The organism is Mycobacterium sp. E3305 (assembly GCF_001666785.1).
Classification (GTDB): domain Bacteria; phylum Actinomycetota; class Actinomycetes; order Mycobacteriales; family Mycobacteriaceae; genus Mycobacterium.
The window spans coordinates 78,270-102,345 of the sequence record NZ_LZJA01000127.1 but is presented as its reverse complement, the minus strand read 5'-3'; the positions used below and the strand labels follow the sequence as shown (position 1 = coordinate 102,345).

Here is a 24,076-nt window from a genome sequence, read left to right as displayed (position 1 = left end):
ACCGCGGGCCGGTGACGGTCTGCCCGCAGGGTCCAATCACGGGAGACTCCTCCCAGATTTCCGAACTGAATGTTACGGGTCGACGCCCACCGCGTAATTTTCACATCAGCCGGCGGCGGGTACCCGAAATCCAGCACTGCAAGAGCCGGCCCTCCCGCACTAGGGTGGGATTGATCAGCTCGATGACCCCAAGGACTGAGTCTGTGACCACACTCGAAGAGATCTCTACGCTGACCCAACCGCACCTCCCCGACGACTGGTCCGAGATCGACTCGGCCGCCGTCGACACGATTCGGGTGCTGGCCGCAGACGCGGTGCAAAAGGTCGGCAACGGACATCCCGGAACGGCGATGAGCCTGGCTCCGCTGGCGTACACGCTCTTCCAGCGAACGATGCGCCACGATCCGAGCGACACCTACTGGCTGGGGCGCGACCGCTTCGTGCTGTCCTGCGGACACAGCAGCCTGACGCTGTACATCCAGCTCTACCTCGGTGGGTTCGGCCTGGAGCTGTCCGACATCGAGTCGCTGCGCACGTGGGGATCCAAGACGCCCGGACACCCGGAGTTCCGGCACACCAAGGGCGTTGAGATCACCACGGGTCCGCTCGGCCAGGGTCTGGCCTCGGCGGTGGGCATGGCGATGGCCTCGCGCTACGAACGCGGGCTGTTCGACCCGGACGCCGCCCCGGGCACCAGCCCGTTCGACCACTTCATCTACGTGATCGCCTCCGACGGCGACATCGAGGAGGGTGTCACCTCGGAAGCCTCGTCGCTGGCCGCCGTCCAGCAGCTGGGCAACCTGATCGTCTTCTACGACCACAACCAGATCTCGATCGAGGACGACACCAACATCGCGCTGTGCGAGGACACCGCCGCGCGCTACGAGGCCTATGGCTGGCACGTGCAGAGGGTCGAGGGCGGCGAGAATGTGGTCGGCATCGAGGAGGCCATCGCCAACGCCAAGGCCGTCACCGACCGGCCGTCGTTCATCGAGCTGCGCACCATCATCGGCTTCCCGGCGCCGAAGTTGATGAACACGGGCAAGGCGCACGGAGCGGCGCTGGGCGACGAGGAGGTCGCTGCCGTCAAGGAGATCCTGGGCTTCGACCCGGGCAAGAACTTCGAGGTGCGCGACGAAGTCATCGCCCACACCCGGAAGCTGGTGGACCGGGGCAAGGAAGCGCACGAGAAGTGGCAGGCGGACTTCGACGCCTGGGCGCAGCGCGAACCCGACCGCAAGGCGCTGCTGGACCGGTTGACCGCCGAGGAATTGCCCGACGGCTGGGACGCCGACATTCCGCGCTGGGAACCGGGCGACAAGGCGTTGGCCACCCGGGCCGCGTCCGGTGAGGTGCTGTCCGCGCTGGGCCCGAAACTGCCGGAGTTGTGGGGCGGCTCGGCCGACCTCGCGGGCAGCAACAACACCACCATGAAGGGCGTGGATTCGTTTGGCCCGCCGTCGATTTCGACGAAGGACTACACCGCGCACTGGTACGGCCGAACGCTGCACTTCGGCGTGCGCGAGCACGCGATGGCCGCCATCCTATCCGGCATCGTGCTGCACGGACCGACCCGCGCCTACGGCGGCACGTTCCTGCAGTTCTCCGACTACATGCGTCCGGCGGTGCGACTGGCCGCGCTGATGGACATCGACACCATCTACGTGTGGACGCACGATTCGATCGGCCTCGGCGAGGACGGCCCGACCCACCAGCCAATCGAACACCTCGCGGCGCTGCGAGCCATCCCCAAGCTGTCGGTGGTGCGGCCCGCCGACGCCAACGAGACCGCGTACGCCTGGCGCACCATCCTGGCCCGCGGCAACGGCAGCGGTCCCGTCGGGCTGATCCTGACCCGCCAGGGCGTGCCGATCCTCGAGGGCACCAACATCGAGGGCGTGGCCCGGGGTGGCTACATCCTGGGCGACGAGGGGGCCGAGGATCCCGACGTCGTGCTGATCGCCACCGGCTCTGAGGTCCAGCTCGCAGTGGACGCCCAGAAGTTGTTGGCCGACAAGGACATTGTCGCGCGGGTGGTGTCGATGCCGTGCGTGGAATGGTTCGAGTCGCAGCCCGAGGACTACCGCGACAGCGTGCTCCCCCCGTCGGTGTCGGCCCGGGTGGCCGTCGAGGCGGGCGTCGCGCAGTCCTGGCACAAGCTCGTCGGCGACACCGGCCGCATCGTCTCGATCGAGCACTATGGCGAATCCGCCGACTACAAGACTTTGTTCCGTGAATTCGGTTTCACCGCAGAAGCCGTCGCGGCCGCCGCGGAACAGGTAGTGGACAACTGAGAAAGGGTGATTCACATGACTCAGAACCCTAACCTCGCGGCGCTGTCCGCCGCGGGCGTATCCGTGTGGCTGGACGACCTGTCGCGCGAGAGGTTGCAGTCGGGCAACCTGAAGGAGCTCATCGACACCAAAAGCGTTGTGGGCGTGACGACCAACCCGTCGATCTTCCAGAAGGCGCTCGCCGACAGCGACACCTACAACGACCAGATCTCCGAATTGGCGGAGCGCGGCGCCGACGTGGACGCCACGATCCGCACGGTCACGACCGACGATGTCCGCAACGCCTGCGATGTGCTGCGGCCGCAGTGGGAAGCCTCCGACGGCGTCGACGGCCGGGTCTCCATCGAGGTCGATCCGCGCCTGGCCGCCGAGACCGACAAGACCACCGCACAGGCCGTCGAGCTGTGGAAGATCGTCGACCGCCCCAACCTGTTCATCAAGATCCCGGCGACCAAGGCCGGAATTCCGGCGATCACCGCCGTTCTCGCCGAAGGGATCTCGGTCAACGTCACCCTCATCTTCTCCGTCGAGCGGCACCGCCAGGTGATGGACGCCTACCTGGCCGGCCTGGAGAAGGCGCGCGAGGCGGGACACGACCTGTCCAAGATCCATTCCGTCGCATCGTTTTTCGTGTCGCGCGTGGACACCGAGGTGGACAAGCGCTTGGAGAAGATCGGCTCGGAGGAGGCGCTCGCTCTGCGCGGGCAGGCCGGGGTGGCCAACGCCCGGCTGGCCTACGCGGCCTACCAGGAAATCTTCGAGGGCGGCGACCGCTACGAGGCGCTCAAGGGCAGCGGGGCCCGCGTGCAGCGTCCGCTGTGGGCGTCGACCGGGGTCAAGAACCCCGACTACTCCGACACCCTGTACGTCACCGAGCTGGTCGCGCCGAACACGGTGAACACCATGCCGGAGAAGACGATTGACGCCGTGGCCGACCACGGCGAGATCAAGGGTGACACCGTCACCGGCACCGCTTCCTCGGCCCAGGAACTGTTCGACAAGCTGGCCGGAGTCGGGGTCGACCTGACCGACGTGTTCGTCGTGCTGGAGAACGAGGGCGTGGAGAAGTTCGTGGAGTCGTGGACCGAGCTGCTGGAGGAGACACAGAAGCAGCTGGGTTCCGCCTCGAAATGAGTCCGGCTCGCACCGCTGAACAATGGCATAACCCGTTACGGGACAAGCGCGACAAACGGCTGCCGAGGATCGCCGGCCCCTGCGGCATGGTGATCTTCGGCGTCACCGGGGATCTCGCCCGCAAGAAGGTGATGCCGGCCATCTACGACCTGGCCAACCGCGGGCTGCTGCCGCCGAGCTTCTCGCTGGTGGGATTCGCGCGCCGGGACTGGGAAACCCAGGACTTCCGCAAGGTCGTCTACCAGGCCGTCAAGGACCACTGCCGCACCCCCTTCCGGGAGGAGAACTGGGAACGGCTGGCCGAGGGATTCCGCTTCGTCCCAGGATCTTTCGACGACGATGCGTCGTTCGGCCGGCTGGCCGAAACCCTGGACAAGCTGGACGCCGAGCGGGGCACCGGCGGCAACCACGCGTTCTACCTGGCGATCCCGCCGAAGTCCTTCCCGGTGGTGTGCGATCAGCTGCACAAGTCCGGGTTGGCGCGCCCGCAGGGCGACCGCTGGAGCCGGGTGGTCATCGAGAAACCCTTCGGACACGACCTGCAGAGCGCACAGGCCCTCAACCACGCGGTCAACGCCGTCTTCCCGGAGGAGGCGGTGTTCCGCATCGACCACTACCTCGGCAAGGAGACCGTGCGCAACATCCTGGCGTTGCGCTTCGCCAACCAGTTGTTCGACCCGATCTGGAACGCGCACTATGTGGACCACGTGCAGATCACGATGGCCGAGGACATCGGATTGGGCGGGCGCGCGGGATATTACGACGGCATCGGGGCCGCCCGCGACGTCATCCAGAACCACCTGATGCAGCTGCTGGCGCTCACCGCCATGGAAGAGCCGGTCAGCTTCAACCCGTCGGCGTTGCAGACCGAGAAGATCAAGGTGCTCTCGGCGACCCAACTGGCCCAGCCGCTGGACGAGACCACCAGCCGCGGCCAGTACACCGGTGGCTGGCAGGGCGGCGAGAAGGTCGTCGGGCTGCTCGACGAGGAGGGGTTCGCCAAGGACTCCACCACCGAGACGTTCGCGGCCATCACGCTGGAGGTGGACACCCGCCGCTGGGCCGGCGTCCCGTTCTATCTGCGGACCGGAAAACGGCTGGGCCGCAGGGTCACCGAGATCGCCCTGGTCTTCAAGCGTGCCCCGCACCTGCCGTTCGATGCCACCATGACCGACGAGCTGGGCGCCAACGCGATGGTCATCCGGGTGCAGCCAGACGAGGGCATCACGCTGCGGTTCGGTTCCAAGGTGCCGGGAACCGCGATGGAGGTCCGCGACGTCAACATGGACTTCTCCTACGGCTCGGCGTTCGCCGAGGAGTCACCGGAGGCCTACGAACAGCTGATCCTCGACGTACTGCTGGGCGAGCCCTCCCTGTTCCCGGTCAACGAAGAGGTCGAATTGGCTTGGGAGATATTGGATCCCGTGCTGGATAACTGGGCTTCCGACGGCAAACCCGAGCCGTACGAGGCCGGCACCTGGGGCCCGGAGTCGGCGTTCGAGATGCTGCGACGGACCGGGCGCGAATGGCGGCGGCCCTAAATGATCCGCGCCGACGACGATGCAGAACGCTGAGGAGGGGCGCCCTTGATCATCGACATGCCGGACACCACCACCACCGCGGTCAACAAGAAGCTCGACGAACTGCGGGAAAAGGTCGGCGCCGTGACGATGGGCCGGGTGCTGACGCTGATCATCGCGCCGGACAGCGATGCCATCCTCGAAGAGTCGCTCGAGGCGGCCAACAATGCCAGCCACGAGCATCCCAGCCGGGTGATCGTGACGATGCGGGGCGATCCGTACGCCGATGAGCCGCGCCTGGACGCGCAGTTGCGGGCGGGCGGCGACACCGGCGCCACCGAGGTCGTGATCCTCAACCTGTCCGGGGCGCTGGCCGGCCACGCCGCCAGTGTGGTGACCCCGTTTCTGCTTCCCGACATCCCGGTGGTGGCGTGGTGGCCGGACGTGGCGCCGGCCATCCCCGCCCAGGATCCGTTGGGCAAGTTGGCGATTCGGCGCATCACCGACGCGACCAACGGAACCGATCCGCTGGCGGCGATCAAGGGCCGGCTGCCCGGCTATACCGCCGGCGACACCGACCTGGCCTGGGCCCGCATCACCTACTGGCGGGCGCTGCTCACCTCCGCGGTCGACCTGCCGCCCCACGAGCCGATCGAGTCGGCCCTGGTGTCCGGTTTGAAAACCGAACCGGCGCTTGACATCCTCGCCGGCTGGCTGGCCAGCCGCATCGACGGCCCGGTGCGCCGGGCGGTTGGCGAGCTCAAGGTGGAACTCACGCGCAAGAGCGAGACCATCGTCTTGAGCCGGCCTCAGGAGGGCAGGACGGCAACACTGAGCCGCACCGCCAAGCCCGATGCCCTGCTTCCCTTGGCGCGCAGGGAAACCGGCGAGTGCCTCGCCGAAGACCTGCGGCGGCTCGATCCCGATGAGATTTACCAGACAGCGTTAGAAGGCATTGAGAAAGTGCAGTACGTGTGAGCACCATCGTCGAAGTTTTCCCGCAGAGCAAGGCGCTGGTCGAGGCCGCGGCCAACCGATTGGCGGAGAGCATCCGCAACGCCGTGGCGGCCCGGGACCGGGCACTGGTGGTGCTGACCGGCGGCGGCAACGGCATCGGGTTGCTCGAGTCGCTGGCGGGCCTCGAGATCGCCTGGCCCAAGGTGCACCTGTTCTGGGGCGACGAACGCTACGTCCCCGAGGACGACGACGAGCGCAACGACAAGCAGGCGCGGGCGGCGCTGCTGGACCGGATCGACATCCCGTCCAGCCACGTGCACGCGATGCCGGCCAGCGACGGCGAATTCGGCACCGATCTCGCCGCCGCGGCGCTGGCCTACGAACAGCTGTTGGCGGCCAACGCCGAACCCGGCCAACCGGTGCCGAACTTCGACGTGCACCTGCTGGGCATGGGCCCCGAGGGTCACATCAACTCGCTGTTCCCGGACACCCCCGCCGTGCTGGAAACCAGCCGCATGGTGGTACCGGTCGAGGACTCCCCCAAGCCGCCTCCCCAGCGAATCACCCTGACATTGCCCGCGGTTCAACGTTCGCGTGAGGTCTGGCTGATGGTGTCCGGGGCTTCGAAGGCGGATGCCGTGGCGGCGGCCATCGGTGGTGCCGCGCCGGTCTCGGTGCCGGCCGCGGGCGCGATCGGCCGGGAAACCACGCTGTGGCTGCTCGACGAGGAGGCCGCCTCCAAACTCCCCGCACGCCCGGGTCAGTCAAGCTAGTCCCGCACCCGGTGGGATCCGGGTCATAATGACGGGCATGGCAGACAGAACCGTGCGCGGTGGGCAAGAGCGAAGCCGGATCAAGACCCTCACCCAGGCTGCGTTGAACGCCGACAAGACGGTGGAGCAGGTCGAAGACGTACTCGACGGCCTGAGCACGACGATGAAAGAGCTGAACACGTCCCTGTCCGCCCTGAACGCCACGGTCGAGCGCATGGAGAGCGGCCTGGACCACCTGGACGGCACCCTGTCGCGGCTGGACGATCTGGCGCGGCGCCTGATCGTCCTGGTCGAGCCTGTCGAGGCGATCGTCGGGCGGATCGACGACATGGTCAAAGTCGGCGAGGTGATGATGACGCCGCTGTCCATGACCGAGCACGCGGTGCGCGGCGTGGTGGACCGGCTGCGCAACCGCGCGGTGGAATAGCGGCGGACGCGTCACATCTTGGTCGACCGGGCCATCACGAAGCTGTACAGCCCGTAGATGATGAGCCCCACCCCGGCGGCGATCAACAGTGCCGCCCCGAAGTGCTGAGCCCCGAGCGTCTTCAGCGCGCCGTCGAGTCCGGTGGCCTTCTTCGGCTCCGAGCGGCACGCGGCGACGATCACCAGCGCGCCTGTCAGGGTGATCACGATTCCCTTGCCGATATACCCCGCCACGCCGAGGCGGCGCACCAAGTCGCCGGACTCGCCCCGCAGGTCGTCGACGAAGTTGCGGCTGGCGCCCTTGTAGATGTGGTAGCCGCCGACCGCGACGATGATCGCGCCGCAGCCGATCAGCGCGACGGTGCCGCCGGTCGTCGCCATCAGCCGCGCGCTGATGCCCGAATTCTGTTGGTCCGCCTGCCTGCCCGCGCCGCGGGCGAACCCGAACGCGGAATAGGCGAAGGCCAGGTAGACCGCCGCCAGACCCAACGCCTTGAGCCGTGTCGACGCATCCGACGACGGCCCCTCCGACTCACGGTCGCACGATCGTCCGAGGGCGGTTTCGACGAGCCGCCACAGGCCCATCGCCAGCAGGGCGGCGGTGGCGATCCAGAGCGCGAACGGGCCGCCCGGCTTGGCCGCCAGCGTCGCCAGGGCACCGGTTTGGTCGGCGGTGCCGCCTTCTCCGCACGCGACCCGGATCGCGAGGTAGCCGACGATCAGGTGCAGTATCCCGTTGACCACGTACCCGACCCGGGCGAGACGTTCGAAGACGCCGTTCTGGGCCACTTCAGCCGCGCTGACGGGCGACGCGATGTCCGACATGGCTTACGAATGCCCGTCACCCGCTGTTCCGTAACGCGCTGGCCAATCCGTTCATCGTCAGCAGGATGCCGCGCTGCACCAGTTCGTCGTCGTCGCCGGAGCGGTAGCGGCGCAGCAACTCGACCTGCAGGTGGTTCAGCGGCTCCAGATAGGGGAACCGGTTGAACACCGAACGCGCCAGCGCGGGATTGTCGGCGAGCAGGTCGTCCTGACCGGTGATCAGCTTGTGCATCGCGATGGTTCGCCGGTGCTCGTCCACGATCTTGTCGAACACCCGGTGCCGCAGCTCCTCGTCGTCGACCAGCTCCGCGTACCGCGCCGCCAGGCCGAGGTCGCTCTTGGCCAGCACCTGGGCCATGTTGGACAGCACGCCGCGGAAGAAGGGCCAGCGCTCGTAGAGCTCGTGCAGGATCGCCACCCGTTCGTCTTCGCTTTCCGGGCCCGCCGCGATCCACTGCTCGAACGCCGACCCGGTGCCGTACCAACCGGGGAGCATGACCCGCGACTGGGCCCACGCGAGCACCCAGGGGATGGCGCGCAGATCCGAGATCGACGAGGTGGGTTTGCGTGACGTCGGCCGGCTGCCGATGTTCAGCGAACCGATCTCGCTGACCGGCGTGGAGGCCATGAAGTACTCGACGAAACCCGGTGTGTCGTGCACCAATTCGGCGTAGGCGCGTTGCGCGAGGGTGGCCACTTCGTCGAGCACCGCGTAGGCCGGCTCCGCGGCATCACCCAGACCCTCGACGTCGAGCAGCGTCGACTCCAGCGTGGCGGCCACCAGGCTCTCCAGGTTGCGCCGCGCCGCCTGCGGTTCGGCGTACTTGGCGGCGATCACCTCCCCCTGCTCGGTGAGCCGCAGCGAGCCGTTCACCGCGCCGGGGGGCTGCGCCAGGATGGCCTGATAGCTCGGGCCGCCGCCGCGGCCGACGGTGCCGCCGCGACCGTGGAAGAGCCGCAATCGGATTCCCGCCTTGCGGGCCACCTCGACCAAGGCCAGCTCGGCGCGGTAGACCGCCCAGCTGGAGGCCAGGTAACCGCCGTCCTTGTTCGAGTCGGAATAGCCGAGCATCACCTCTTGGCAACCGCCCTGGGCGTCGACGACCGCGCGGTACAGCGGCAGGTCCAGCATCGCGTGCAGGATGTCCGCGCCGTTGTGCAGATCCTCGATCGTCTCGAAGAGCGGCGAGATGGACACCGGACAGTACGGTTCCGGCCCGGAAGCGTCCAGCAGCCCAGCCTCTTTCAGCAGGATCGCCACTTCCAAGACGTCGGACACCGAGCGGCACATCGAGATCACGTAGTTCGGGACGGCGGCCGGCCCGTAGCGCCCGACGGCGTGCGTCGCGGCGCCGATGACCTCGAGCTCCTTGCGGGCCAGGTCGGACAGTTGCGTGCGGTCACCGACCAGTGGACGGCGCGTGCCCAGTTCGCCCGCCAGCAGCGCGACCCGCTCGTCCTCGGGCAGCGAAACGTAGTCCGGGTGCACCCCGGCCCACCCCAGCAGCTCGGCCACCACCTCTTCGTGGACGTCGGAGTTCTGCCGCAGATCGAGGCCGCTCAAGTGAAACCCGAAGACGCTCACGCCTTCTCGCAGCAGCGCCAGGCGGTCCTCGGCGAGCAACGCGCTGCCGTGCGTGCGCAGCGACTCGTCGATGGTGTCGAGGTCCGCTTGAAGTTCGGCCGGCGCGGAATACGGCGCCAGGCCGAGATCCAGTTCGTGCTGAGGTTGACGGTCCAGGATCTGGGCGCCCGTCGCGGTGAGCCGGGCCCGGATCACCCGCACCGCCCGCCGGTACGGCTCGTCGGCGCGGGCCTGCTCGGCGCAGCTCTCGGCCAGTTCGGCCAGCCCGGGCGTGACGGGGACGAGTCGCGCCGACATCGACAGGTCCTGCTCGAGGGCGATGAGCTCTTCGAGGTAATGCGACAGCGCGGTGAACGCGGCGCTGCCCGTGGCCTGGCGGACCACGTCGCCCGTCACGTTCGGGTTGCCGTCGCGGTCGCCGCCGATCCAGGAGCCGGGGCGCAGGATCGGAGCCGCGAGCAGATCGGTGTCGGGCCAGCGCTTCCGCAAAGCGTCCCGGACCTCCGCGTTGACCTGGGGAATGACCTGGAAGAACGCGGCGGCGTAATACCGCAACCCGACCTCGATCTCGTCGGTGATCTGCAGCCGGGACAGCCGGATCAGTGCGGTCTGCCACAGGGTCAGCACCTGACGGCGCAACTCGCGCTCGATATTGCTGCCGTCGTCGGTTTCGGTGTGCCCCTCCGCGTGCAACCGCATCAACTGGGTGATCCGGTGCTGGGTGACGAAGACGGTGCGCCGCCGGGTTTCGGTGGGGTGGGCGGTGATCACCGGGGATATCAGGGCGCCGCGCAGCGCGTCGGCGACCGTGGCCGAATCGAGTTCGGCGCCATCGAGTTTCGCGTAGGTGGCGGCTAGGCTGCTGTCCTGCGGCGGCTCGCCGGCGGCGACGTGGATCGCGCGGCGTCGCTCCCGGTGGATGTCCTCGGCCACGTTGGCCAGCAGCGCGAAGTGACTGAACGCGCGGATGACCGGGATCGCCTGGTGAATGTCGATGCCGTCGAACATCCGGGCCAGCTCGGCCCGGTCGATCTCGGAGCGGCGCACCCGAAACGACTCGACCCGGGCGCGTTCCACGAGGTCGAAAACCTCGTCCCCGTTCTGCTCGCGCACGGTGTCGCCGAGGATGGCGCCCAGCAGCCTGATGTCGGCGCGCATCGGCTCGGTCGCCTCGCGACCGACCAGCGTCCTTTGCACGGCGCCGATCGGTTCGAGCGCGATGTCGGAAACGTCAACCATGTGTCCCAGTATCGGTGCGGATCACGTGGTCCGCCCGCCGACGGGTCACCGGTATTTGATCAGCAGGGCGACCCCGATGATGGACACCAGCCAGATGCCGGTGATGAACAGCGTCAACCGGTCCAGGTTCTTCTCCACCACCGTCGAGCCGGAAAGGCTGGACTGCACGCCGCCGCCGAACAGTGTCGACAGGCCGCCACCCTTGGCGCGGTGCAGCAGCACCAGCAACACCACCAGCACGCTGGTGACCACCAGGGTGATCTGCAGGGCCAACTCCATGACGCAAAAGCCTACCGGTTGGCGCGCCGTCGGCCGTAACCGACGCCCGGCTACCCGTCCCAGGCGCGCCGCGGCAGCGCGAACACCAGCGCGAAGGCCGTGACGCTGAGGGCCGCGCTGGCGGCCATGGCCAGCGTCGCGCTGTGCCCGAACGCCGCCGCCAGGGCCTCGGGTCCGCCCCGGCCGACGTGCAGCGTGCCGAACAGGACGGTGCCGATGATCGCGATCCCGATCGCGCTGCCGACCCGCTGCGCGGTGCCGATCACGCCACTGGCCGCCCCGGCGTCTGCCGCGTCGACGGTGGCGACGATGAAGTCGACGTTCGGGGCGATGAACAATCCACTGCCCAGGCCGGCGATCAAGAGCGGGGCGGCGAGTTGCCAGCCGCCGTACGCGGTGCCCGGCGTCAGGGCGAGCACCAGCCAGATCGCGGTGATACCGACGGCCACCATCCCCAGCCCGACCACCAGCACGGTCCGGCCGAAGCGCGCCGCAAGGGTGTCGCTCTGGGAGGCGCCGCCGACCAGCCCGATCGCAAACGGTGTCACCACCAGGCCGGATTGCAGCGCGGTGTGTCCCAGCCCCGCCTGCCACAACAGCGCGATGGTGAAGAAGATGCTCGTGAACGCCGCGAAGTACACCAGGGCGAGCAGCACGCCGCCGGTGAAGGACGCATGCGAGAACAGCCGCGGCGGCACCAGCGGGTTGCCCCCGTTCGTCTCGACGTGGCGCTCCCACTGGGCGAAGACCACCAGCAGCGCGACGGCGCCGGCCATCGAGGCGTACGTCCACAGTGGCCAGCCGTCTTGCTGACCCTGGATCAACGGGACCAGCAACGCGACCAGCGCCGCGGACAGCAGGATCAGGCCGGCCCAGTCGGCCGACGCCGCCGCACGTTCGGTTCCCGCCGGAAGCAGGATGGCCGCGGCGACGACGGCGAGCACGCCCAACGGCACGTTGACGTCGAACACCAACCGCCACCCGGGGTCCGCGCCGAACGCCTGAATGATCAGCCCGCCGATCAGCGGCCCGAGCGCAACGGAGAAGCCGATGGTCGATCCCATGATCGCCAGGGCCCGCGCCCGCTTGCGCCGGGCGAACATCAGCTGGATCAACGCGGTGATCGGGGTGAAGAAGATGCCACCGCCGAGCCCCTGCACCGCGCGGGCGCAGACGAGCCCGCTCTCGCCCTGCGCGAGCCCGCACGCCAGGCTCGCCATGGTGAACAAGGACAGGCCCGCGATGAAGACCCATTTGTGCCCGAACCGGTCCCCCACGCGGCCGGCGGGTATGAGGGCCAAACCGAATGCCAGGGCATAGCCCGAGACGATCCACGACAGTGTGGCGTTCGAGGCCGAAAGGCTGGTGCGGATGGCAGGCAGGGCAACGTTGACGATCGTGCTGTCCAGCAATGCCATGAAAGCCCCGACCAGCAGCACCGCCAGGGCAAACCAGTTACGGCGTTCGGTGCCAATGGTTTTCGGTATCGACGCCGTCACGCTTCGTCACCTCCCGCGCGCCGGCCGGCGACGATGGCGGGGAGCGCCGCGGAAAGCTCCTCATGCCAACCGATTTCGGCGCGCAGCCGGTCGGCCCTGTGCTTCATGACCAGCTTCTCGGCGAGGGTGAGGTAGCGGTCGATGGCGGCGGCATGGGCTTCCCACTCGGCGAGCATGGCACTCAGCGATGTGATCCGGGCCGCGATGGTCACCGGCAGGTCACCGAGATGGTCGGGCTGCAACCGGGTGATCGCCAGGTCGAATGGGTCGGGTTTGATGACGATCTCGCGGAGCGCGCGCAGCCGCAGACCGCCCAGCGCCTCGCGACCGGCATCGGTGATGGCCCAGATCTGCCGTTGCGGATACGCACCGGACCGCTCGACGCGCACCTCCTCGATGAGGTCCTCGGCGGCCAGTCGTTTGATCGCCCCGTACAGGGCGCCGACGGTGATGTCCGTCCACAGGGCCACGTGCTCTTCCTCGGCGAGCAGCCGGAGCTGGTGTCCATGCATCGGGCCACGCTCCTCGAGCCCCGCCAGGATGAAGATCCGTATCGACGACACGCAACTACTCTCGCACGAGTACTCGCCCACGTCTAGAGGGCAATGCTCCTCGAGTAACTCAGCCCCGGTTCGGGTCCCCCGTGCCGGTTCGCGCCGGCCGGGGCTACGGCAGCGGCCCGCCGGCGGCGATGGCCGCCAGCGTGGCGAACTGCTCGCCGTCCAGCGAGGCGCCCCCGACCAGGCCGCCGTCGACGTCCTCCTGAGCGACGAGATCGCCGACGTTCTTGGCGTTCATCGAACCGCCGTAGAGCACCCGGACGCTTTCGGCGATCTTTGGCGAGGCGAGGGACGCCAACCCTTTGCGGATCGCCGCACACACCTCCTGGGCGTCGGCGGAGCTGGCCACCCGGCCGGTGCCGATCGCCCAGACCGGCTCGTAGGCGATCACCACATTGGCGATCTGCTCGGCCGATAGCCCGGCCAGCGAGCCGCGCAGCTGGTTTTCGCAGTAACTGACGTGCTCGCCCGCCTCCCGAGTCTCGAGGTGCTCGCCGATGCACACGATCGGGGTCAGCTCGTGCTTGAGCGCCGCGGCGGCCTTCGCGGCCACCAGCGCGTCGTCCTCGTTGTGATAGGTGCGCCGCTCGGAGTGGCCGACCACGACGAAGCTGCAACCGAGCTTGGCCAGGAAGGCCCCGCTGATGTCACCGGTGTAGGCGCCCGAGTCGTGCGGGGACAGGTCCTGGCCGCCATAGGTCAGCCGCAACTTGTCGCCGTCGACCAGGGTCTGCACGCTGCGCAGGTCGGTGAACGGCGGCAAGACGGTGACGTCGACCTTGTCGTAGTACTTGTCGGGCAGCGCGAACGCGATCTTCTGCACCAGCGCGATCGCCTCGAAGTGATTGAGATTCATCTTCCAGTTGCCGGCGATCAGCGGCTTGCGGCTCACGCGTCTCCTCCACTTGGTTGCGGCTCCCCGAGCACCTCGATGCCCGGCAGCGTCTTGCCCTCAAGGTATTCCAGCGACGCGCCTCCGCCGGTGGAGATGTGCGAGAAGTCGGCCTCGGGGATGCCCAGGGCACGCACCGCGGCGGCGGAGTCACCGCCGCCCACCACACTGAACGCACCCTTGCCGGTGGCCGCGGCGATGGCCTCGGCGACGCCCCTGGTGCCCGTGGCGAACGCCGGGAACTCGAACACGCCCATGGGGCCGTTCCAGAAGACGGTGCGGGCGTTGGACAGCAGGGCCGCGAACCGCTTCACCGATTCGGGCCCGATGTCCAGCCCGATCACGTCGTCTCCGATGGCGTCGGCGGCCACCGTCTGCGGCGGCGAGTCGGCGGCGAATTGCTCGGCCACCACGACGTCCCTCGGCAGCCGCAGCACGTCGACGTAGGTGTCCAGCAGCCGGCGGCAGGTGTCCACCATCTCTTCTTCGAGCAGCGACTTACCCACCGAAAAGCCTTGTGCGGCAAGGAATGTGAAGCACATACCGCCGCCGATCACGATGCTGTCGGCCTTGGTCGCCAGCGATTCGATGACGCCGAGCTTGTCGGACACCTTCGACCCGCCGAGCACGACGGCGTAGGGCCGCTCGGTGGAGCTGGTCAGCTGCTCCAGGACCGCGATCTCCTCGGCCACCAGCTTGCCCGCGTAATGCGGCAGCAGCGTGGCCACGTCGTACACCGAGGCCTGCTTGCGGTGCACCACGCCGAAACCGTCGGAGACGAAAGCGCCTCCGGGCGAGACCAATTCGGCGAGTTCGCGGGCGAGCGCGAGTCGCTCCCCGTCGTCCTTGCTGGTTTCGCGCGGATCGAAGCGGATGTTCTCCAGCAGCAGGACGTCACCGTCCGTGAGCCCCTCGGCCCGGGCCAGCGCGTCACCGCCGACGACATCGCCGGCGAGCTGCACGTGCCGGCCGAGCTGCTCGCCGAGCGCCGCGGCGACCGGCGCCAGCGACAACTTCGGGTCCGGCCCGTTCTTCGGCCGACCGAGGTGCGCGGCGATCACCACCTTGGCCCCGGCGTCGACGAGCGCCTGCAACGTCGGCACCGATGCGGTGATCCGGCCGGGGTCGGTGATCGCGCCCTCTTCGTCGAGCGGGACGTTCAGGTCGGAGCGCACCAGCACGCCTCGACCCGAAACCCCTTCGGCCAGGAGGTCTTCGAGTGTAGGAACGGCCACGACGACTACAGCGACTTGCCGACCAGCGCGACGAGGTCGATGAGGCGGTTGGAGTAGCCCCACTCGTTGTCGTACCAGGACACCACCTTGGCCTGGTTGTCGATCACCTTGGTCAGCCCGGAGTCGAAGATCGAGCTGTGCGGGTCGGTGACGATGTCACTGGAGACAATCGGGGCGTCGTAGTACTTCAGGATGCCCTTCAGCCGGCCCTCGGCGGCGGCCTTGAAGACCGCGTTGATCTCGTCGGCTCCAGCCGGCTTGGCCAGCTCGACGGTCAGGTCGGTCACCGAGCCGGTGGGGATCGGCACCCGCAGCGCGTAGCCGTCCAACTTGCCCTTCAGCTCGGGCATCACCAGGCCGATGGCCTTGGCCGCACCGGTCGAGGTCGGCACGATGTTCAGCGCCGCGGCGCGCGCCCGGCGCAGGTCTTTGTGCGGACCGTCCTGCAGGTTCTGGTCCTGCGTGTAGGCGTGGATGGTGGTCATCAGGCCCTTGACGATGCCGAACTCGTCCTGCAGCACCTTGGTGACCGGCGCCAGACAGTTGGTGGTGCACGAGGCGTTGGAGATGATGTTCTGGCTGCCGTCGTACTTGTCGTCGTTGACGCCCAGGACGATCGTGATGTCCTCGTCGGTGGCGGGCGCCGAGATGATCACCTTCTTGGCGCCGGCGTCCAGGTGGCCCTTGGCCTTGGCCGCGTTGGTGAAGATGCCGGTGGACTCCACCACTACGTCGACGCCCAGGTCGCCCCAGGGCAGCGCCGCCGGGCCTTCCTTGACCTCCAACGCCTTGATCTTGGCGCTGCCAACGACGATCGTGTCCTCACCTTCGAGGCTGACGTCGTAGGGCAGCCGGCCCAGGATGGAGTCGAACTTGAGCAGATGCGCCAGGCTGGCGTTGTCGGTGAGGTCGTTGACCGCCACCACCTCGATGTCGGCGCCGCCCTGCTCCTGTTGAGCCAGCAGGGCCCGGTAGAAGTTGCGTCCGATTCGACCGAAGCCGTTGATACCTACTCGGACCGTCACTGATCTCTCCCTGTCTTCTGATGTCTCTAGAGCCGCTGAATACGCGCTCGTGGTCAGCCTAGATGAGCAACACGCGCGGTCGCCCCCCGGTTCCCGCGGACTCTGTGACGTCAGTCGCGGCGCGTCTTGCGCAGCCACCTCAGGGCCGACTCGGCGGCGTGATAGCCGCAGAGGCCGTGGACGCCGGCGCCCGGCGGAGCGGACTGCGAACACAGGTAGACGCCGGGCACCCCGATCGCGTAGGGGTCGACGGCGATGCGCGGGCGGAAGATGACCTGCAGCCCGTCGTTGGCGCCGCCGATGATGTCGCCGCCGATGAAGTTGGCGTTGTAGGCCTGCAGTTCGGCGGGCCCCTTACTGACCGTCGCCAGGACGCGGTCGCGAAAGCCGGGGGCGAACCGCTCGATCTGGGCGACCACGCCGGCGGTGGCGTCGCCGTCATAGCCGAACGGCACGTGCGCGTACGCCCAGATGGGGTTGACGTTGCCGGCCGAGCGCGACGGGTCGGCCCGGTATTGCTGCCCGAGCAGCACGAAGGGGCGGTCCACCATCTTGCCCTGTGCGCGTTGGCGTTCGGTGTCCGCCGTCTCGGCGAACGTGCCGCCGAGGTGCACCGTGCCGGCGCGGGCGCAGTCCGGGTTCGTCCACGGGATGTCGCCCTCGATGGCGAAGTCGACCTTGAACGCCGACGAGCCCTCGCGGTAGCGCCGGTACGACCGCCGGATCCGGCCCGGCATGGCATCGCCGTAGAGCGCGAGGGCCGCCGCCGGGCTGAGGTCGAGCATCACGATGTCGGCGTCCGGGATGTCCTTGCGGCTCGCGACGGTCACGCCGGTGGCCACCGCGCCGCCGTGCTCCTCCAGCGCGGCCGAGAGCGCTCGGCTGATCGACCCGGACCCGCCTTCGGCGACGGGCCAGCCGTAGCGGTGGCCGCTGGCCAGGATCATCAGCCCGAGCGACGCGGTCAGCGGGCGGTCCAGCCGGGTGTAGACATGGGCGGCGGCGCCGCCGAACAGCGCGCGCACCTGCTCGGTGCGAAACCAGCGGGCCATGGTGGTGGCCGGTAGCAGCGCCCGCGGCCCGAAGCCGGCCAGGCGAAGCGGGTGACGCGGGATCCCCAGCACCGGGCCCATGAGATCCTCGGCCAGCTCGTCGAATCCCGCCGCCAGGTCGCCGATCGCCCGCCTCCAGCGGGTGCCGTCGGGTCCCATGCGGGCCACCGTCTCGTCGATCGAGTGGTGCAGCACGCCGGCGCTGCCGTCGTCGAGTGGGTGCGCGCAGTCGATCTCCGGCCACTTCCACCGCAGCCCGTAGCGCTGCAGGTCGATCTCCTTCCACAGCGGCGAACCGACGCCCAGCGGGTGAAACGCCGAGCAGTGGTCGTGGATCACGCCGGGTCTCGTCAGTTCGCCCGAGCGGGCTCCCCCGCCGACGGTGTCGCGCGCCTCGAGCACCTGGACGTCGATGCCGTGCCGAGCGAGGTGGATCGCCGCGGCCAGGCCGTTGGGGCCGGCTCCGACCACCACCGCTCTGGTCATCGAGCGCTGCGCCGCGAGCGGTCGCCGCGGCCGATCACATGCACGGGCAACTCGTCACCGGGCTCGGGCCACGGCTGGCGGGTGAGCATGTCCTCGACGTTGACATAGCCTTCCTCGATCAGTCCAGCCTTGGCGTCGAAGATGCGGTACCACTGCTTCTGGATGTGGATGGGCTGACCCTCGAGGACGATCACCCGGACGTCGCCCTCGGAGAAGTGGCAACGGCGCTGCACGGCTTCGAGCAGCTGCTCGTTGTGCAGGTGGCCCTCTCCGAAGTTCCAGCCGACGAGCGGCCCGGCGACGATTTCGCCCTCGCGGATCTTGTAATCGGCTTCGTCGTCGATCGCGCGAGGCACCAGGGCGTTGAGCGCGCGGCCGTGCAGGTGCATGGCCCGGAAGGCGGCGGTCTTGTCCGCCATGATCTCCGCGGTCTCCGGGTCGTAAAGCCGGGCCAGCTGGTTGACGACGAGGGCGGAGCTCTTGACGATCTCGGCGTCGATCTTTTCCTCCGCGCCGGTGCGGAAGCACCACACGCTGGACGCCCAGTTGCCGGCGTAGTACCTCATCGCGGGCAGGAACGAAATCTTTTTGGGGAACATGTTTCCCGCGATCACGAATGCCAGCGCGGCGATGACGAGGGCCCACAGCAGCGGCGAACGCAAATCGGTGGCCCGGATCGAGGCGTAGTGCCCGAACAGATAGAAGAGCGAGAAGATGAAGAAGACGTTCCACTCCAACGGAACTCCCATCGGGAGGTTGGAAATGATGTTGAGGTGAAAGATCACCATGAATCCGATCAGGAACCACCGCCACGGGTGATCGCCGGCGAAGAAGACCAGCACCGTCGGAACCACGAATTCGGCTGTGGTGCCGCCGACGTGGGCCATCATCTTCGGCAACCAGGTGGGACGCAGATCGTTGATGTGGTCGCGGTACAGCATGTGCTTGACCGGGTTGAACAATGTGGGCCGCAGCAGCGCGTTGTTGCTCGTCATCACCGACACCACGTACGGGAAGTGGTGGTTGAGCTTGGATGTTGCGGCGCCCCACCACAACAGCAGCATGATGAGCTTGTATGCCGCGATCTGATCGGTGAACGGAAAGAAGAACACGAACAGCTTGAGCCAGTAGTGCTCGCCACGCGCGGCCAGGAAGATGGTCTTGTCGCGCAGGCCCAGTACCGCCAGCGCGACGATCGTCGGGATGACGCGGACGGGGTCGATCAGGCCGACGTCCCCGGCCGCGGTGACCGGCCCGCCGTGGCCGGGCGACAGCAGCGCCCACACTCCGCCGGCCAAAACGATTGCGTACAGCGCAACGTCGACGGCGGTGCGGCTGTCACCGGCGGTGAACGGCACCTTTCCGGGCCACGCCGGCAGCCGAATCGTGTTGGGCCGCAACCAGTACAAGATTCCGCCGATGGGCGGCATGAACCGTCCGGTCAGCGGACCGGACCCACAACCCAGGCCCATCACCTCGAACAGCAGCGTGAAGACGATGACCTTCTGGTAGACGATCGGCTGCGTCCACCAGTCGGCGATGCGGCCGAGCCCGCCGAGGCCCGGGGTCAGCGAGATGACCGCGGCGGGGACGGCGATGTACAGGGCGATCTTGAGCAGGTAAAGCAGATACACGGCATACGGTGTCCCGAAGCCGTGTTCCGCCCAGTGCCGCGTCACCACCTGCAGCCGGGTGGCCCGGGGCAGTGTGGGCCAGGTCTTGCGATCGACGTCGGGAAGGTCAGGGGTCATGAATCCCATGGCGGCCTCGTTCGGTGTCGGAGGAAACCAGTTGGCCCGTCAAATGTATCGGCACCGCGGTGCGGGCGTGGCCGATTCGGCCGGCCTCAGCCCGCCCACGCTCGCTTGAGGGACGTAAAACGCTGCGCGGTAAGCGAATTGCTAGCGGACAGCGGATCGCGGGCGAGGGGATTGAACGGGCGGGTCGGCTGGGGCCCGGCGGGCGAAGCGGCTTCGCAATCGCTCGAGCATGCCGTCGAGATTGTCCCGATCCTGTTCCTCGATGCGCGCCATGCGCCGGAGGTTGCAGACGGCATCCACGTCGCCGCCGGCTTGCGCGGTCGCGATCGCCTTCTGGTAGTCGTCGAGCCGCTGTTCGATGAGCCTGCGATTCTGGGAGAGCAACCGCACGAAGTAGTCGGCCTGGCGCTGGTCGGCCGCGTCGGGGGCGTCTGCGGCAGCCCGGTCGGCGCTCGGCGCCGACGGCACGGATCCCCTCGATTCGGGACGGGCCAGCCCGGCGTGCGCACGACGTACCCGATGCTCACGGGAGCCGACCCTGCGGCTGCCCCGGGCGCTGCGCTCTGCGGACAAACCGGCAACGTCCATCGGGTTCCGTTTCTCGAAATTTCACTGAGGGCGTCGTAACAATAACGCCCGCACCCCGCCGGCACCATATCCCCGGAAAGGGAAAGAGATAAACACCATGACGGCCGGCCCGCACCGGTCGCTACCATCGAGGAACTCGACGCGGCTCGTTCAGATCCGAGGCAGCCTCGCGGGAGCGTCAAGGGAGGAACGTGACCGACGACGATCACCCCGATGTCGGCGACATCGGCAAATTCGACCCCGTGTTGACCCAGCGCCTGATGGGCGTGATGCGCCCGGCCATGAAGACCTACTTCCGGTCGGAGGTGCACGGGCTCGGCGCCTTCCCGCCCGGCGGTGCGCTGGTCGTCGGGAACCATTCCGGCGGCATGTTCCCGATGGACGTCCCGATCTTCACCGTCCACTTCTACGAGAAGTTCGGGTACGACCGGCCGGTCTACACGCTGAGCCACGACATCCTGATGACCGGCCCCACCGGGGAGTTCTTCCGGCGCACCGGATACATCCGGGCCAACCGGGAGAACGCGGCCCAAGCCCTGCGGTCAGGCGGGGTCGTGATCGTCTTCCCGGGCGGAGACTACGACGCATACCGGCCCACGCTCGCGGAGAACGTCATCGACTTCAACGGCCGCAAGGGATACGTCAGGACGGCGATCGACGCCGGCGTCCCCATCGTCCCCGCGGTGTCCATCGGAGGACAGGAGACCCAGCTCTACCTGTCGCGCGGCACCTGGCTGGCCGAGCGGCTCGGCATCAAGCGCCTCCTGCGCAGCGCCATCCTGCCGCTGTCGTTCGGCTTCCCGTTCGGCTTCAGCGCGGTGATCCCGCCGAACCTGCCCCTGCCCACCAAAATCGTCACGCAGGTGCTCGAGCCGATCGACATCGCCGCGCAATTCGGTGAGGACCCGGACGTCGACGAGGTCGACGAGCACGTGCGGTCGGTCATGCAGCAGGCCCTCAAGGACCTGGCCGCCAAGCGACGCTTCCCGATCCTGGGCTGACCTGTGGCTTCTCCGTTGAGTCCTATCAGCGACGCCCTCGGCGTCATCTCCACGCTGCGCCGCGCCGGCATGATCGCGCCGATGCGGCCCGACCGCTACCTGAAGATCGCCTCGGCCATGCGCCGCGAGGGGCTGGGGATGACCGTCGGCTTCGCCAGCGCGGCGCAACGCTGCCCGGACCGGCCGGGCCTGATCGACGAACTCGGCACGCTGACCTGGCGCCAGCTCGACGAGCGCATCAATGCCCTCGCCGCGGCGCTGCAGCAGCTGCCCACGGGCCAACCCAAGGTCGTCGGGATCATGTGCCGCAACCACCGCGGCTTCGTCGAGTCGGTGGTGGCCGTCAACCGGCTCGGCTCCGACGTGGTGCTGCTGAACACGTCCTTCGCCGGCCCCGCGCTCGCCGAGGTGGTCAACCGCGAGGGCGTCGACGCCGTCATCTACGACGAGGAGTTCACCGAGACGGTGGACCGGGCGCTGGCCGACAAGCCGGACGCCACCCGCATCGTGGCCTGGACCGACGGCGACCACGACCTGACCGTCGAGAAGCTCATCACCGATCACGCAGGCCAGCGGCCGGAACGCTCCGGCCGCAAGGGCAGGATGATCTTGCTGACCTCCGGCACGACCGGAACGCCCAAGGGGGCCAACCAAACCGGTGGCAATGCCGGCATCGGCACCCTCAAGGCCATTCTGGACCGCACGCCGTGGCGGGCCGAGGAGACGATCGTGGTCGTGGCGCCGATGTTCCACGCCTGGGGTTTTTCGCAGTTGATCTTCGCGGCGTCGATGGCGTGCACGGTGGTGACCCGGCGCAAGTTCGACCCGGAGGCGACGCTGGACCTGATCGACCGGCACCACGCGACCGGCCTGGCGGTGGTTCCGGTGATGTTCGACCGCATCATGGAGCTGCCGCCCGAGGTTCGAAAGCGCTACAGCTGCAAGTCATTGCGCTTCGCCGCGGCGTCCGGCTCACGGATGCGTCCGGACGTCGTCACCGCGTTCATGGACGAGTTCGGTGACGTGATCTACAACAATTACAACGCCACCGAGGCCGGCATGATCGCCACCGCCACCCCGGCGGACCTGCGCGCGGCGCCCGACACCGCGGGGCGGGCCGCCGGCGGGACCGAAATCCGCATCCTGGACAGCGAATTCAACGAGCTGCCCACCGGCGAGGTCGGCACGATCTACGTCCGCAACGACACCCAGTTCGAGGGCTACACCTCGGGGGCCACCAAGGATTTTCACGCCGGGTTCATGTCGTCGGGCGACGTCGGCTATCTGGACGAGGCCGGCCGCTTGTTCGTGGTCGGCCGCGACGACGAGATGATCGTCTCCGGCGGTGAGAACGTCTACCCGATCGAGGTGGAGAAGATCCTGGCGGCGCACGACGACGTGGCCGAGGCCGCGGTGATCGGCGTCGACGACGAGCAGTACGGGCAGCGCCTGGCGGCATTCGTCGTGCTGGGCGACGGCGCCCAGGCGACGCCCGAGACCCTCAAGCAACACGTCCGGGACAACCTGGCCAACTACAAGGTCCCCCGCGAAATCGCCGTCGTCGACGAACTGCCGCGCAGCAGCACCGGCAAGATTTTGCGCAACGAACTGCAGTCGCGGGTCAACGGCTGATGCGCCGATTGGTACGCCCCCGGCCGCTGGCCCGCGCCGCGCTGGAATTGGCCAACGCCGCCAACGGATTACGGCCGCTCGCCCGCAAGGGGTACAGCACCGTGCTGGTCTTCTGGTTCGGCTGGCCGACCTCGGAGGTGCCGGGCGTCTACTTCACCATCTCGCTGGTGGATGCGCTGCGGCGCGCGCGGCGCGGCCATTTCGAGGGGCGGCGCGGCAAGGCGGCGCTGGCCATGACCGCCGCGTCGTGGGCCATCCTCGGGGTGATCCGCTACCGCGCCGTCACCACCCCGGGCCGGGTGCTCGAGGCGGGCCTACGCGAGCAGCTGGGTCACGACTACGAGGAGGCGCTGGGCAAGCTGCCACACGCCAAGCCCACGCGCAGCGGGCGGCGCAGCCTGCCGCTGGGCAACACCGTGGCGCGCCGGCGGTACGTCGAGAAGACGAACGTGGTGTCCTACGGCCCCAACGGCCGCGCCAACCTCGCCGACATCTGGCGCCGCCGCGACCTGCCGCGCGACGCGAAGGCGCCTGTGCTGCTGCAAGTTCCGGGCGGCGCCTGGATGATCGGGATGCGCCGGCCGCAGGCCTACCCGCTGATGAGCCACCTCGCCGCGCGCGGCTGGGTGTGCGTGTCCATCGGCTACCGCGTCTCCCCCCGCCACACCTGGCCCGACCACATCGTCGACGTCAAACGGGCGCTGGCCTGGGTCAAGGAGAACATCGCGGACTACGGCGGTGATCCCGACTTCGTCGCGGTCACCGGCGGCTCGGCGGGCGGGCACCTGTGCGCGCTGGCGGCGCTGACCCCCAACGACCCGCAATTCCAGCCGGGCTTCGAGGACGCCGACACGTCGGTGGCGGCCGCCGTCCCGATCTACGGCCGCTACGACTGGTTCTCCACCGAGGGCGAGGGCCGACCCGAATTCGTCTCGCTGCTCGAAAAGTTCGTGGTGAAGCGGGAATACGACGCGCACCGCGACGTCTACGTCGACGCCTCGCCGATCCGGCGGCTGCGGGCCGACGCGCCACCGTTCTTCGTCCTGCACGGCTGCGACGATTCGCTGATTCCCGTCGGGGAGGCCCAGGAGTTCATCGAGGAGCTGCGGGCGGTGTCGAAGTCGCCGGTCGCCTACGCCGAATTGCCCAACGCGCAACACGCTTTCGACATTTTCAGTTCCCCGCGGGCGCATCGGTCCGCGGAGGCTGTCGCCCGGTTCCTGTCCTGGGTGTACGCGACGAACCCGCCCGAGCGCGACTAGGCCGGGGCTGGCGCCCCCAGCGTCACGCCCCCTCCGCCCAGCGTCACGCCAG

General features: G+C 68.4%; 20 protein-coding genes. 9 read left to right on the top strand and 11 right to left on the bottom strand.

All coding sequences use genetic code 11. From position 1 onward, the window contains the following. Positions 1 to 203 precede the first annotated feature (203 nt). The 6 genes from tkt to A5701_RS11905 are packed head-to-tail and all read left to right on the top strand — an operon-like array spanning position 204 to position 7,105. Positions 204 to 2,294 (top strand): transketolase, encoded by a 2,091-nt coding sequence (gene tkt / locus A5701_RS11930; RefSeq protein WP_067753051.1) that lies wholly within the window; start codon positions 204 to 206, stop codon positions 2,292 to 2,294. Positions 2,295 to 2,309: 15 nt separating this feature from the next. Then, complete coding sequence (gene tal / locus A5701_RS11925; protein WP_067753048.1) at positions 2,310 to 3,428, top strand: transaldolase; 1,119 nt, start codon at positions 2,310 to 2,312, stop codon at positions 3,426 to 3,428. Beyond that, entirely contained in the window at positions 3,425 to 4,969 is a 1,545-nt protein-coding gene (gene zwf, locus A5701_RS11920; protein WP_067753045.1) for a glucose-6-phosphate dehydrogenase, read from the top strand. The genes tal and zwf overlap by 4 nt, the downstream gene beginning before the upstream one ends. A 45-nt stretch (positions 4,970 to 5,014) precedes the next feature. Further along, complete coding sequence (gene opcA / locus A5701_RS11915) at positions 5,015 to 5,926, top strand: glucose-6-phosphate dehydrogenase assembly protein OpcA (protein ID WP_067753042.1); 912 nt, start codon at positions 5,015 to 5,017, stop codon at positions 5,924 to 5,926. After that, on the top strand, positions 5,923 to 6,678 hold the full coding sequence (gene pgl / locus A5701_RS11910) for a 6-phosphogluconolactonase (protein WP_067753039.1): 756 nt from the start codon (positions 5,923 to 5,925) through the stop codon (positions 6,676 to 6,678). The genes opcA and pgl overlap by 4 nt, the downstream gene beginning before the upstream one ends. A gap of 28 nt (positions 6,679 to 6,706) precedes the next feature. After that, the gene (locus A5701_RS11905) at positions 6,707 to 7,105 is read left to right on the top strand and encodes an ATPase (protein ID WP_067275764.1); all 399 of its coding nucleotides are present in this window, start codon (positions 6,707 to 6,709) and stop codon (positions 7,103 to 7,105) included. Positions 7,106 to 7,116: 11 nt separating this feature from the next. Here the strand turns inward: A5701_RS11905 and A5701_RS11900 are convergent, their stop codons facing one another. From A5701_RS11900 to A5701_RS11850, 11 genes are all read right to left on the bottom strand, one after another. Next, positions 7,117 to 7,929: a DUF1206 domain-containing protein gene (locus tag A5701_RS11900; protein ID WP_067753036.1), complete on the bottom strand. Its 813-nt coding sequence runs from the start codon at positions 7,927 to 7,929 to the stop codon at positions 7,117 to 7,119. 16 nt (positions 7,930 to 7,945) lie between these two features. Then, entirely contained in the window at positions 7,946 to 10,753 is a 2,808-nt protein-coding gene (ppc, locus tag A5701_RS11895; protein ID WP_067753034.1) for a phosphoenolpyruvate carboxylase, read from the bottom strand. A gap of 45 nt (positions 10,754 to 10,798) precedes the next feature. Next, positions 10,799 to 11,032 (bottom strand): preprotein translocase subunit SecG, encoded by a 234-nt coding sequence (secG, locus tag A5701_RS11890; protein ID WP_040624202.1) that lies wholly within the window; start codon positions 11,030 to 11,032, stop codon positions 10,799 to 10,801. 50 nt (positions 11,033 to 11,082) lie between these two features. Then, positions 11,083 to 12,531, bottom strand: coding sequence for an MFS transporter (locus A5701_RS11885; protein WP_067753031.1), 1,449 nt, complete (start codon positions 12,529 to 12,531; stop codon positions 11,083 to 11,085). After that, positions 12,528 to 13,094: a PadR family transcriptional regulator gene (locus tag A5701_RS11880; protein WP_067753020.1), complete on the bottom strand. Its 567-nt coding sequence runs from the start codon at positions 13,092 to 13,094 to the stop codon at positions 12,528 to 12,530. Before A5701_RS11880 ends, A5701_RS11885 begins: the two co-directional genes overlap by 4 nt. Before the next feature lie 103 nt (positions 13,095 to 13,197). After that, positions 13,198 to 13,983, bottom strand: a complete 786-nt coding sequence (gene tpiA / locus A5701_RS11875) for a triose-phosphate isomerase (protein WP_067753018.1) — start codon at positions 13,981 to 13,983, stop codon at positions 13,198 to 13,200. Next, positions 13,980 to 15,218 (bottom strand): phosphoglycerate kinase, encoded by a 1,239-nt coding sequence (gene pgk, locus A5701_RS11870; protein WP_067753015.1) that lies wholly within the window; start codon positions 15,216 to 15,218, stop codon positions 13,980 to 13,982. The genes tpiA and pgk overlap by 4 nt, the downstream gene beginning before the upstream one ends. Before the next feature lie 5 nt (positions 15,219 to 15,223). After that, positions 15,224 to 16,243, bottom strand: a complete 1,020-nt coding sequence (gene gap / locus A5701_RS11865) for a type I glyceraldehyde-3-phosphate dehydrogenase (RefSeq protein ID WP_067753012.1) — start codon at positions 16,241 to 16,243, stop codon at positions 15,224 to 15,226. Between the two features lie 110 nt (positions 16,244 to 16,353). Then, complete coding sequence (locus A5701_RS11860) at positions 16,354 to 17,781, bottom strand: NAD(P)/FAD-dependent oxidoreductase (protein ID WP_067753009.1); 1,428 nt, start codon at positions 17,779 to 17,781, stop codon at positions 16,354 to 16,356. Further along, positions 17,778 to 19,541 carry a DUF3556 domain-containing protein gene (locus tag A5701_RS11855; RefSeq protein WP_067753006.1) on the bottom strand — a complete coding sequence of 588 codons (1,764 nt, stop codon included), beginning with the start codon at positions 19,539 to 19,541 and terminating at the stop codon, positions 17,778 to 17,780. Before A5701_RS11855 ends, A5701_RS11860 begins: the two co-directional genes overlap by 4 nt. Positions 19,542 to 19,682: 141 nt before the next feature. Next, positions 19,683 to 20,009 (bottom strand): hypothetical protein, encoded by a 327-nt coding sequence (locus A5701_RS11850; RefSeq protein ID WP_231969371.1) that lies wholly within the window; start codon positions 20,007 to 20,009, stop codon positions 19,683 to 19,685. Between the two features lie 380 nt (positions 20,010 to 20,389). Between A5701_RS11850 and A5701_RS11845 the strand changes: the two genes are divergently transcribed. The 3 genes from A5701_RS11845 to A5701_RS11835 are packed head-to-tail and all read left to right on the top strand — an operon-like array spanning position 20,390 to position 24,024. Continuing rightward, positions 20,390 to 21,130: a lysophospholipid acyltransferase family protein gene (locus A5701_RS11845; protein ID WP_156670056.1), complete on the top strand. Its 741-nt coding sequence runs from the start codon at positions 20,390 to 20,392 to the stop codon at positions 21,128 to 21,130. Between the two features lie 24 nt (positions 21,131 to 21,154). After that, positions 21,155 to 22,762, top strand: a complete 1,608-nt coding sequence (fadD12, locus tag A5701_RS11840; RefSeq protein ID WP_082954979.1) for an acyl-CoA ligase FadD12 — start codon at positions 21,155 to 21,157, stop codon at positions 22,760 to 22,762. Continuing rightward, positions 22,762 to 24,024 (top strand): alpha/beta hydrolase, encoded by a 1,263-nt coding sequence (locus A5701_RS11835; RefSeq protein ID WP_067752996.1) that lies wholly within the window; start codon positions 22,762 to 22,764, stop codon positions 24,022 to 24,024. Before fadD12 ends, A5701_RS11835 begins: the two co-directional genes overlap by 1 nt. Positions 24,025 to 24,076: the final 52 nt, after the last annotated feature.